9 protein-coding genes are annotated in these 12435 nt (G+C 43.0%); 2 read left to right on the forward strand and 7 right to left on the reverse strand.

Annotated elements, in window-relative coordinates; all coding sequences use genetic code 11:
- Nucleotides 1-21 precede the first annotated feature (21 nt).
- Nucleotides 22-2196, reverse strand: coding sequence for a TonB-dependent receptor (locus LKX84_RS06625; protein WP_228236350.1), 2175 nt, complete (start codon nucleotides 2194-2196; stop codon nucleotides 22-24).
- A 353-nt stretch (nucleotides 2197-2549) separates the two neighbouring features.
- Here LKX84_RS06625 and LKX84_RS06630 point away from each other — a divergent pair, with 353 nt between their 5' ends.
- Nucleotides 2550-4991 carry a hybrid sensor histidine kinase/response regulator gene (locus LKX84_RS06630; RefSeq protein WP_228236351.1) on the forward strand — a complete coding sequence of 814 codons (2442 nt, stop codon included), beginning with the start codon at nucleotides 2550-2552 and terminating at the stop codon, nucleotides 4989-4991.
- Here LKX84_RS06630 and LKX84_RS06635 read toward each other — a convergent pair.
- The 6 genes from LKX84_RS06635 to LKX84_RS06660 form a co-directional block, all read right to left on the reverse strand.
- On the reverse strand, nucleotides 4966-6309 hold the full coding sequence (locus LKX84_RS06635) for a sigma-54-dependent transcriptional regulator (protein WP_228236352.1): 1344 nt from the start codon (nucleotides 6307-6309) through the stop codon (nucleotides 4966-4968). The two genes, LKX84_RS06630 and LKX84_RS06635, sit on opposite strands and share 26 nt — an antisense overlap.
- Before the next feature lie 136 nt (nucleotides 6310-6445).
- Complete coding sequence (locus LKX84_RS06640) at nucleotides 6446-6748, reverse strand: hypothetical protein (RefSeq protein WP_228236353.1); 303 nt, start codon at nucleotides 6746-6748, stop codon at nucleotides 6446-6448.
- A 669-nt stretch (nucleotides 6749-7417) separates the two neighbouring features.
- Nucleotides 7418-9517: a DUF4301 family protein gene (locus LKX84_RS06645; RefSeq protein ID WP_228236354.1), complete on the reverse strand. Its 2100-nt coding sequence runs from the start codon at nucleotides 9515-9517 to the stop codon at nucleotides 7418-7420.
- Nucleotides 9478-10113 (reverse strand): nicotinamide riboside transporter PnuC, encoded by a 636-nt coding sequence (gene pnuC, locus LKX84_RS06650; protein ID WP_228236355.1) that lies wholly within the window; start codon nucleotides 10111-10113, stop codon nucleotides 9478-9480. Before pnuC ends, LKX84_RS06645 begins: the two co-directional genes overlap by 40 nt.
- On the reverse strand, nucleotides 10097-10357 hold the full coding sequence (locus tag LKX84_RS06655) for a YkoF family thiamine/hydroxymethylpyrimidine-binding protein (RefSeq protein ID WP_228236815.1): 261 nt from the start codon (nucleotides 10355-10357) through the stop codon (nucleotides 10097-10099). The genes pnuC and LKX84_RS06655 overlap by 17 nt, the downstream gene beginning before the upstream one ends.
- Nucleotides 10358-10401: 44 nt before the next feature.
- Nucleotides 10402-11043, reverse strand: a complete 642-nt coding sequence (locus LKX84_RS06660; RefSeq protein WP_228236356.1) for a 4'-phosphopantetheinyl transferase family protein — start codon at nucleotides 11041-11043, stop codon at nucleotides 10402-10404.
- A gap of 74 nt (nucleotides 11044-11117) precedes the next feature.
- Between LKX84_RS06660 and ahcY the strand changes: the two genes are divergently transcribed.
- Nucleotides 11118-12434 (forward strand): adenosylhomocysteinase, encoded by a 1317-nt coding sequence (gene ahcY, locus LKX84_RS06665; RefSeq protein ID WP_228236357.1) that lies wholly within the window; start codon nucleotides 11118-11120, stop codon nucleotides 12432-12434.
- Nucleotide 12435: the final 1 nt, after the last annotated feature.

Consider the following 12435-nt stretch of genomic DNA (forward strand, 5'->3'; position numbering starts at 1 on the left):
GAATCCCATTCATTTCATATCCTAAAAATTGAAAGTGGCCCCTAACAAAAAGTTGATTCCCGCTTGGGGGTAGTAGCCGGCACCTTCAATGGTGGTTATGGTTCCAGGGTTGGAAAAATCATCATCATAGGTATAAAAATACCCGTTGGAAACTATGTCCGCATCAAAAATATTATTCACTAGACCAGAAAGCACAATACTTTTCACAAAGGCATTGGTCTGGATCACATACTGAATATTGAAATCGGTTTGGGTGTAACTATCCAAGGTTGACCCCTCGGAATCGATATTGCCCATGTACTGTTTTCCTACGAATTTGGACAACAACGACACTTGAAAATTTTCATGCGGTTGGTAGGTCAAAATGTTACCCGCAATCAATTGGGGGGAATAGGCAATATGGGTATTCCCTAGGTCTTGAAGCACCCCATCCCGTTGAAAATAAAAGTCGAGGTTTCTGTTATCGCTCAAAGCCAGATTAGGTCTCCACAAAAATTTCTGGGCAAACCTCAAATTGGCATCCAATTCCAACCCAAATCGGTAACTGTCACCAACATTCGCCCTTAAGGGCGCGCCAACATCGTTGAGTTCCCCGGTAAGTACCAACTGATCTTTGTAACACATGTAGTACACATTGGCATTCAATTGAAAATCTGGAGAAACATAACGCCAGCCCAGCTCAAAATCGTTCAACTTTTCAGGTCGGGGACTGCCACTTTCATAATCGTTTCGGTTGGGTTCCCTATTGGCCCTGGCATATGAAAAATAGAAATTGTTGTTGGGGTTCAAATCGAACGTGACACCTGCTTTTGGATTGAAAAAATTGAAGGTGTCATCCACCAGACCGGTATCATCCCCATTGGCTTCATAACCCACCCTACGGTATTGCACATCCCCAAAAACAGACCATTTATTCGTCAACTGATAATTAGCCTTGGCATATCCGTTAAAATCAGTTTTGGTGGAATTATCATCATAATATCGATCTCTGATTTCGCTGTTACTGGCGTATCGCGCCCAGATGATTTCCCCAAAGTGGTCTCCCTTGTATTCGTTGTAACCTCCGCCTAAAATTAGTTTGAGGTTATTCTTATCATAAGTTGCCGAAAAAACGGTTCCGTAAAAATCATTGTCCAACCAACGTCTGCGGATCAGATCGGTACTTTCCAAGGGCTCTCCATCTACCATGATGGGTTCCAAACCGTAATCTGCAAAATCTTCATCTTCTTTGTACTGTTCAAAATATCCTCTACCGGGCGTAAAATGCAAGGCTAAATGCGTGGTCCAATCCGGGCTCCAGGTTTCATTCCAATGCAATTGAAAGTGATCTTGCTTGTAGTTGTCCTCCTCCCTGTCGTAGAATTGAATGTTCCCATTTTCATCGCTGTACATTCCTGCCGAATTAAAGGTACGATTGGTGGCAAGCTCATCAGCAGTGATACCGTTCCAAGCTTGATAGGTGACTTCATGACCGCCAAAAAGCAAAGCTTTCACTAAGGTGTTATCATCCTTGTACACACCTTGTAAAAAGTAGGCATCCAGTTTGGAACTCGCCCGATCCACATAACCATCAGAAGTTACGCGGGAGAGTCTCCCAGAAAATTCCACATAATCATTGAGCAACCCTGTACTGAACTTTACATTGTTCCGAAGGGTATTAAAACTTCCGATGGAGGAAGAAACCTTAGCATAAGCCTCTTCTGAAAAAGCATCGGTGAGCATGTTAAGACTGGCACCGAAGGCCCCTGCACCATTAGTAGAGGTTCCCACCCCACGCTGCAGCTGCAAACTTTGGGTAGAGGAAGAAAAATCGGGCATGTTCACCCAAAAAGTTCCTTGGGACTCGGCATCGTTGTACGGCACCCCATTAATGGTAACGTTCACCCTTGTGGCATCGCTACCACGCACCCGAATGCCGGTGTAGCCGATTCCGGCTCCGGCGTCCGAAGTGGTCACCACGGCCGGCATGAAATTCATCAAAATGGGCACATCTTGCCCCAAGTTTCGAGGAGTGATGTCCTCCTTTTCCAAATTGGAAAAGGTAATGGGAAATTCCTTCGTTACCCGGACGGCTTGGACCAGGACTTCGTCCAAGACCACTTTTTTGCCTTCCAAAGTGTCGGCAGGTTCATTTTGTTGGGCACTCAAGCTGAGTCCCAGCCCGCAAAGGGCCAATGTTGTGAATAAAGGTTTCATTCGTAAAAATGTTACGAATAAAAGGGGTCATTATTCTTGTTAATAAATTGATTTTTGTTTCTAAAGAAACATAGAAATTCCAAGATGCGCTTGGCGCAATCCCTTGGCAGCATTACCCGCCCAGGTTCATTGGGTATAATCTCAGCCTTGATTAAGTTTTGGGTTTTAAGTTGGAAGTTCTAAGTTATGTCGACCTAACTTGAACCTTATCATTTAAAACTTTGAACTGCTACAAAGCACCCCTTTGAGATGGGGCAAATGTAGTGTTCGGACATCATATTTCATAAAAAACCATCCGGAATTTTAACTTTTGGTTAGAACTATGGTCCCAAAGTCTGGGCGTATATAAGAATATGTACCCTAGATCCAAAAAAAGATTTACACTAAAAATTATATTCAGTTATGCCGTGCTGGGCATATTGGCGCTGCTGGCCGCTTATTTCATCTATGATGAATTCAAAAGCTACACGGCGACACAAAGCAAAGGGGATGACAACCTTAAACTGTTACGCACCAACGAACTGTTGACCAATTTATACGAGGCGGAAAACCTGTCCAAATTGGCATTGCAGTCCAAACAACCGAAAGATCTTAAGGCCTATGCCCAAAAAGTAGACTCGATTACTGTCTTGATTGATTCCCTAAAACCCTTGGCCCGAACCAATGTAGGTGACCAAGTTGCGAAACTTGATAGTGTTCAAAAACTACTACAACAAAAAGTTTATAACAGTGCCGAGTTACGCAGGCTCAAGGTGAAAAATGAAAACAATGCCTCTTTTGATTCCGTTTTGGAGGCCTTCCATAAAATGGAAGTGGAGATGGGAAGGATCACCCCGGAGACATTTGCTCCCAATTTTGAGCAACTCTCGCCCGAAACCCAGCAATCCATTCGGGAATATGTAGCCTTTTTGAACAAGAACATCCCCAATTCTAATGCCGCTTCCAATGCCAACAATATTGACTCGATCCTGGAGGTTTCCAAATCGATTTTAAACAAGGCAAAGACCCAAACCGCCGCCATGGAACGGTCCATGTTGCAAAAGGAACTTCAAATTTACCGTACCGATCTGGAACTTTCGCAAAAGATGCGGAGTGTCCTTTCCGATTTTGAACGGGAAATGGTGCAGAACGCCTTTATGGACAACATCACCCAAAAGCAAGCTCTGAAAAGAAGTACCCGTTTGGCCGGGGGTGCGGTGATTTTGGGGTTGCTCATCGTAATCCTCTTCACTTTTCTGATATCCAAAGACTATTGGAAAGGACAGCGATACCAAGAACAATTGGAAAAAGCGAAAAAATACTCCGAATTGCTTTTGAAGAGTCGGGAACAGTTGATTTTCACAGTGAGCCATGATCTTAGGACCCCTTTGAACACCATTAACGGATATTCCGAATTGATGGAGCACAGCGGCCTCAACAACAAACAATTGACCTATTTGAAAAATGTGAAATCGGCTTCAGGATATGTAAACAATTTGGTCAACGATCTTTTGGATTTTTCCAAACTGGAAGCTGGAAAAGTACAATTGGAAAAAGTCCCCTTTGTGCTTGCCCCATTGATCCACGAAACGGCAGGTCATTTTGATGAAACCAACACCAAAAAAAATCTGGAACTGATTCTGCAGATTTCCGAAGAACTCAGCAAACCCATCATTAGCGATCCTTTCCGTATTCGCCAGATTTTGACGAACCTCATCGGAAATGCCTATAAGTTTACTGAGAAAGGATTCATTAAGGTTGTTGCAGCGGTACAGGAAAAAAAAGATGGTCCTTGGATTCAGATTCAGGTAATCGATACCGGTATCGGTATTGAAAAGGAAAAACAGGAATTGATCTTTCAGGAATTTACGCAAGCAGGGGACAAAAATGAGCACAAACACAGTGGTTACGGCCTTGGACTCACCATCTCCAAAAAATTGACAGAACTGTTAGGAGGAACACTATCCCTATCAAGTGAGGTAAACAAAGGCAGTACCTTCACTTTGGAGGTTCCTGTCCAATTTTCGGAGCATTCTATCCTTGATAAGGGTCCGGACAAGGAACATACTCGAGAACTACCGGTTTCGGTCTTGGTAATCGATGATGATGAAAATATGTTGGGTCTCATTGCCGAAATTTGCAAGGCTAATCAGATCATGGTCAGAACGGTTTCAAATTTCAAGCAATTGGAATCCTCGGAGATTTTTGGTTTTAACAAAGTACTCACGGACATACAAATGCCCAAAATGGATGGCTTCGCTGTTCTGGGAACATTGAAAGCAATGGGGTTTGAAAATCCGGTAATTGCCATGACCGGTCAATCCATTAGCAAGAAATCCACCTTCATCAGTGCCGGTTTTACTGATGTGATACAAAAACCTTTTTCTGCACACATGCTTCTTTCCGTATTGGGTAAAACGAATGATCATTTGGAAGAAAGCCCCTTAGTCCTGAAAATCGATTCGACATTGTTCAGCATAACACAGATTGCCGAATTTTTAGATGGTCCCAAGGCTATTCAGGAAGTACTACAGGTTTTTTTGGAGAACAACCGTTTGAATTTGGACCTGCTCTTTACCTCTATCGGCAATAGTGATTTTAAGGAACTGAGAGCTGTGGCGCATAAAATGTTACCCATGTTCCGACAATTGGAAGTACAGGATTCCATACCTATTTTAGAGCAGTTGGAAAACCTTGATGAACATGAAAAAGGAGAACAGGTTTATCAATTGCTTACGGAACTAAAACAGTTGTTGTTTGATTTGGAAACGGAAATTCAAGATTATTTGATCAAACTTCCAGTTGGTACTGATTGATCTTGTTGTAAAGGGTCTTTCGGGTGATCTGTAAAAGCTTGGCCGCCTTGCTCTTGTTGAAATTGGTCTGTTTTAATGCCTCCATGATTCGTTCCTTTTCAAAATCCGATTTGGAAAAGATTGGTTCTTGGGTTCCGTTGACCCCCTGCACCACTTCGTTTGACAAGGCATCGGGTAAAACCATCTCTCCTTGGGAAAAAAGAACGGCACGTTTTATCACATTTTTCATTTCACGAAGGTTGCCAGGCCAGGAATAATCCAACAACAGTTGTTTGGTTTCTTCAGAAAAATCGAGAACTTCTTTGCCCAATTCAGAATTGGCCCTGTCCAAAAAATAATTGGCAAACAAGAGAATATCCTCTTTCCTTTCACGCAAGGAGGGCACCTCAATGGAAAACTCGTTCAACCGATGGTACAAATCTTCCCTGAAAGCCCCATCGTCGATGGCTTCCAAAAGGTTTTCATTGGTAGCAGCTATAATCCGAAGGTCCAAATGGATTTCCTTGGTACTCCCCACCCTTTTGATCTTTCGCTCTTGGATGGCCCTAAGTAATTGCACCTGATGCTCATAGGACAGGTTTCCCACTTCATCCAAAAAGAGAGTGCCGCCGTTGGCCGCCTCAAAATGGCCTACCTTGTCTTCAACGGCCCCGGTAAAACTACCCTTCACATGACCGAAAAATTCACTTGTGGCAATTTCCTTGGGTATGGCACCGCAATCCACGGCCACAAAAGGTTGATCGCTTCGGTTACTGGCTTTGTGGATGGCATTTGCAGTTACTTCCTTACCTGTACCACTTTCCCCGGTCAATAGAACTGACATATTAGTGGGAGCCACCAATTGCACATACTGCTGCAATTTTTTAGAACTTTCGCTTTCTCCTGCCAAAAAGCTATTCGGGTTTTTCTTTACAGTTTTTATTGGAGAAGTTTCAACCTTTTCTTGTTGATTTCTGTTGTTAGTGGCCAAAGCATTGTTGATCACGGTTACAATTTCATCCGGTGTAAAAGGTTTTGAAATATAATCGAAAGCCCCATTTTTAATGGCATTTACAGCAGTTCGGACTTCGGCGTAGCCTGTCATCAAGATGACTTGGGTATGGGGTGATTCTTTTTTTACCTGCGGAAGGAGGGTAACCCCATTACCTTTGGGCAACCTCACATCGGAAAGGATCACGTCAAAATGGGAAGTTCTCAATTGCTCTTCGGCCTCCTTGATGGTATAACTTGTGGATACGGCAAAACCATTCTTGGTCAAAAACTTTTCAAGCATTTGACAGAAAGCAGTGTCGTCTTCAATGATCAGGATTTTGGGCATAGCTTAGATATCTAATATACGATACCAAAAGCCGATGGGATGGTGCTTCACTTATAAATTTATCACAAAAAAAGGGCTGCAAATGCAGCCCTTTTCAACCAAACTAACTAACCTAACACGGTCTCGAAAACTTAAATTACATGTCGATCCAGTTACCATCGGCATCGGCATATACGGTTCCTGTAGTACCATCTTCCAGAGATAGATCCAATTTGAACTGGTCCTTCTCATTCTTGTAGGCTTTGTCAATTTTGGCCGTGGGGTAGTTTTTCTCCACTGCTTTTGAAACGGCTTCAGGAAGGGAAGCAACTTCTATTTCCTCAAAATCCTGGGCAACGATTACTGTGGCGTTATCCACATCAAGTTCTGGAGTTTCTACGTTGGCGAAAGCTGTGATTCCTACGAAGGACAATACGGTTGCAATTGCTAAATTTTTCATGGTATATGATTTTAATGTTTTACTTGCTTAGTTATATGAAAAACCAATGCCAGAATTTTGAGTCTTGCCAATTTCCATTTTAATTACTGATTATCAATCACTTAAAAAATATAGGAATTTTTACATCTGTGTAAAAGTGTGTAATTATCAGGTTGAAGTGTGTAAAAAGTAAACAAGAAAGGTCGCTTTCGCGACCTTTCATCCTGACCAACTATAGTCACAAGGAAATAAGACTATTATAGGGTTGGCAGAAATGGACAATACATGGATAGTGTTTAGCTAGCATCATCCGGATGTTTTCTTTTATCCTTTTCTTTTTTAATTTTTAAATACGATAACAACATATATATCGCCATGGCCAATGAGACCAGGTTGAAAAACAGAATTATTTTAAAGAGCATACTTTCATTATTGTGGACCGCCATTTTGGTTCAAAAGAGAGCTGCACTAGGCGTACAGCTCTCTTAACCAAATCAACCAACCTAAAGCAAGACAACCCGCAAGGATTATCTATTTTTTTCCATTACGCGAAAACAGCTGATCCAAATACATTCAATCCTTTTCGAGTATACCTTATTCGACACCTTTTTTAGGAAGTAGTCACCTTGACAACAAAAAAAATCCGCTGTTTGTTTGAACAGCGGATCTTATATTTTGATTGTCTGATACTTACGCTTGGTGGCTCGGTTTTAAAAGATCGTTCACCGTTTTCACCGGATTGAAGGTCACTAAAGGAACTTCAACGAAAAGTGTATTCCAGAATGCCATACCACCATTCCAAAGTCCGGGTAGCTCCAAAGCTTTCAGCTCTTTGCCTTCTTGGGTTTTACTTGTAATGAAGCCTTGCTTTTCGTCCACATAATCCAACAGATTGTACTTCTCTCCCTTATGGTTGCGCACTCCGCAGACCAAATCCACAGGGTTAAAATGCGTTGAGTTTTTGAGTAGGGAAGCCTGTTGGTCATCATCCATATCAATTTGGGCGGACTCGATAATCTGGAGTGAAATGTTTCCATCGCCATCTTCGATCCAAAAGGGCCCGCCGCCGGGTTCGCCTTCGTTCTTCACCATTCCGCAAATACGGATCGGGCGATTGATCCTATCCTTCAATACGGAAAGCTGTTCGTCAACGTCCATGTCATCGAAATCATTTGGCATCCTAACATTCAGGTCTTTCTCCAAAAACTCCTTGATTTCTTCAGATTTGGAAATGGAAACATCCCCTTCATCCAAAAGTTTGGCATAACCAAAAGCCTTGTTCTGCACCTTGGCCAAAACCCCGGCCAGCATTTTTTTGCTGTTGGCGACTTGTTCCAAGTTTTTATCGATTACTACATTGTCAATATTCTTGATGAAGATGATGTCCGCATCCTGATCATTGAGATTCTCGATCAATGCACCATGTCCTCCCGGTCTGAACAATAAGGAGCCATCCCCATTTTTGAAAGGTTGGTTGTCCAAACCAACGGCAATGGTATCTGTGGATGGTTTTTGATTGGAATAGCTGATATCGAATTTTGTATTGGTCAGCTTTGCTATTTTGGGTGAAACTTTGGATTCTTCCTCAGCGAACATTTCATCATGCTGTTCGGAAACCGTGAAGTGTAAATTTGCCTTCCCCAATGTTTTGGCATACAGTGCTGCCTCTTTCAAATGTTCTTCAAACGGGGTTGCACTGCCTGTTTTATACCTATGGAACGGCAATAATCCTTTCGGATAAAAACCGTAATTGAGTCCACTTTCCACCAACATTTCCTTCACGAACAGATAAGCTTCCTCATCTTTACTGGACGCCTTTCCCTTGATCCTTTCCATGATCAGGTCATAAAAAGGAAATTTTGACATTTGATCCACAAACTTTTGCGCGTCCTTATCTCCGGTCCGTGCAATATAATCGGATAGACTTTCCTTTTTAGGATCGAATGCGTCCAAAAAGTTGAACATGGCCTTGAACATTCGGGATGCGGCACCTGATGCAGGAACAAATTTCAAAAAATCCAAGTTACCCCTGTGGTCCTCAAAATATTGGACCAGGTCAGTTTGTTCCTTATCAGAAAATCGGAGGATACCGTTGCCTACAACGGCCGCCTTGACCAATTTCACAAATGGGATGCCTTCCCTGAAAGTTTCAATCTGGCGCATCACTTTTTCCTTGGTAATTCCTTTGGAATCCAATTGTTCCAAGTCTTTCGGACTCAATGTTATCATGTTCTGGAGAAGTTTATCAATGTGTTCTGTTGCCTTTTTTAGCCTAGTGGCTTTATCTCCCTTTAAAATAATAAAATTCCGATGATATTTCTCCAATGATTCCTTGAAATACGCATACATTCGTTCACGTTCATCCGGTTTGTCCCGAAGATCGTCTGCAACCCAAGGGGTATCTATATAGGTCAACAGATACAGATCATAACTGTTTTTCAAGGCGTACTTTTCCAAAATGGGGTCACAGGTACCAGTATAATAGGCTTCTGAATAGACTTTGGTCTCCAAAAGATCGGTATCGCAAATGAGTACCTTATTGGCCGTTTTTGCCAATCGGTTTTCCAGTTCCATTTGTCCGTAGGCTATTGGGACCAGGTCTTTGGGCTCGCAGGTCTTTTGTTCCCTGTCCCATTTATCTTGAAGGTACTCCCGGGCGTATTCGGGCACCCATTCCGTATTGTAATGTTCGGCCAGTTGGCCCGCCAGCGTTGTTTTTCCTGTGGATTCAGGTCCAAAAAGGACTACTTTTATGAGGTTTGAAGGCTCTTGCCCAAGTTTTTCTTCCATGCTAGATATCCCTGTATGGCCAAAACGGTAAAGATGAGGTATTGCAGAGAGAACATGCCCCATCCCCTATAAGCGTACAAAGGTACGGTTATTAGGTCACCAATGATCCATAGTGTCCAGTTTTCAAGTTTCTTGTTGGCCATATACCACATTCCTGTAAAAAAGATACCAGAGGTCACGATGTCCACATAATTGGTTGTACCAATTTCTGCTCCAAAGGCCATATAAACCCCATAGGTGACCAACATGGTGAGGATAAAAAATCCGAATCCCACCCATTTTTCTTTCTTATTTGTCCGAGTGATATGGACCAAAAGTTCACGATCATCCTTTCTTCGGGCCCAGTTCCACCATCCATAAATACTCATGATGGAATAGTAGAAATTCATCATCATGTCCCCAAAAAGACTATCCGTAAAAAAGATGTAGGTGGTGATTACCGTGGCTACCAACCCTGTGGGGTAGACCAAAATATCCTCTTTTTTGGCATAGACCACACTGGCAATCCCAAAGAAAAATGCAGTGGCCTCCAGTATGATCAAGGACAGTTCCCTATCCTCATAAGGCCCTAGGAAAAAATCAAAAATGGGGTTCATAATCGCTTCTGTCAGATTTCACGAGCTTCATGGTCAGCACCACATGATCTAAATTTTCAAAAGCTTCCTTGATTTCGGATTGAAGCAGCTCCATGACCTTATCATAATCCCCATAAACCTGGGTACTCAACGGGTTTTCCAATACCGTGAGCCCTGAAGCTCTCAAGTTTTTTATGAATGCTATGATCGGGGGTTCAAAATCGTCTTGAAGCGGGGTAAGGGTAAGTTCGGCAGATATTTTCATGGGCATGATTGCAATTCGGAAACAAAACTACTAAAAAGAAACCGTCATCCGCCCATCATTGTTAGGGCATAGACACAGGTAAAGCCTTCAAACTCCAGAAACTCGATTTCGTAATGCGATTTTTTTCCTTTATATAAGATCTCGGCAACGGTACGTCCGTCGGCAAATGCAAAATCCATGACATCAATATGCCTTAAAAAACTAAGCCCCTGCTGGGCATAAATTTTATATAGCGATTCCTTGGCACCCCAAACAATGGTCAGTTTTCTCATAAGGGCCTCGGCGTTGGCCAAAGTCTTGTATTCCCCTATTGGGGTAAATTTATGGGCAATCCGAAGGATTTTGTCGCGCTGCATTTCTATATCAATGCCCACCTCATCGGTTTCACTGACAATGATTCCTGTAAAATTGTGCGAATGGGTGATGGATATATGGTTCCCGTCCTTTAAATGGGGCTTACCAAAATCATCATAAACAAGGTCCTTGTCCTCATAACCCGCCAAGGCCAATAAGTGTCTGATACTCAGGAATGCCCTTCGGTGTGCTTCTGATTTCATGCCATCCATCCGGTTTTGGCAGTGCTGGGTAAGCTCCACATTTTTTCCCAATTCTTCCTCTGGCTCGGTCACCTTCCAGATGTAAACTTTGGTTGTTGGGGAAACTGTTATGGTTTTGTAAATGGGCATGACCAAAAATTAAGCGAATTTGTATCTTTGTCGCACTATAAAAGCGAAGCTACAAAAGTTAATTTATATAAAGTATGAGCACAAAGACAATTCCGTATGTACCTTATAAAGTGAAGGATATGTCCCTGGCGGATTGGGGAAGAAAAGAGATTGAGCTTGCCGAGGCCGAAATGCCGGGGCTCATGGCAATACGTGAAGAGTACGGTAAAGAGCAACCTTTAAAAGGTGCCCGAATTGCGGGATGTCTGCACATGACCATCCAAACGGCTGTTTTGATCGAGACGTTGGTGGCCCTTGGTGCCGAAGTAACCTGGAGTTCCTGTAATATTTTCTCAACCCAAGACCATGCCGCCGCTGCCATTGCCGCTGCCGGAATTCCTGTTTATGCTTGGAAAGGTATGAACGAAAAGGAATTTGATTGGTGTATAGAGCAGACCCTTTTCTTTGGAGAGGACAGAAAACCGTTGAACATGATCTTGGACGATGGTGGTGACCTTACCAATATGGTGTTGGACCTCTATCCTGAAATGGCAGCTGGTGTTAAGGGACTATCCGAAGAAACCACTACAGGAGTGCACCGTTTGTACGAAAGGGTGAAAAAAGGAACCCTGCCGATGCCTGCTATCAACGTGAACGACTCCGTGACCAAATCCAAGTTCGATAACAAATATGGATGTCGCGAAAGTGCCGTGGATGCTATCAGAAGGGCTACGGATACCATGTTAGCCGGAAAACGCGTAGTGGTTGCTGGATATGGAGATGTTGGTAAAGGAACCGCCGCCTCTTTCCGTGGGGCCGGTGCCATTGTTACCGTTACTGAAATTGACCCTATTTGTGCCCTACAGGCCTGTATGGACGGGTATGAGGTGAAGAAATTGGAATCCGTTGTGGAAAATGCCGATGTAATCATCACCGCAACCGGAAACAAGGACATTATCCGTGAGGAACATTTCAGGGCGATGAAGGACAAGGCCATTGTTTGTAATATTGGTCACTTCGACAACGAAATTGACATGGCTTGGTTGAACCGCACTTATGGCAACACCAAGAACGAGATCAAACCTCAAGTGGACAAATACACCATTGAAGGTAAGGATGTGATCATTTTGGCCGAAGGCCGATTAGTAAACTTGGGCTGTGCCACAGGCCACCCAAGCTTTGTAATGAGTAACTCCTTCACCAACCAGACATTGGCTCAAATTGAATTGTGGAAAAACCACGACAACTATGAAAACAATGTGTATACCTTGCCCAAACATTTGGATGAAAAAGTGGCCCAACTGCATTTGGCCCGATTAGGTGCTGAGCTTACTGAATTGAAGCAAGATCAAGCGGAATATATCGGTGTTACGGTTGAAGGACCCTTCAAACCGGATTATTACAGATATTAAG

The organism is Allomuricauda sp. M10 (assembly GCF_020782875.1).
Lineage (GTDB): Bacteria > Bacteroidota > Bacteroidia > Flavobacteriales > Flavobacteriaceae > Flagellimonas.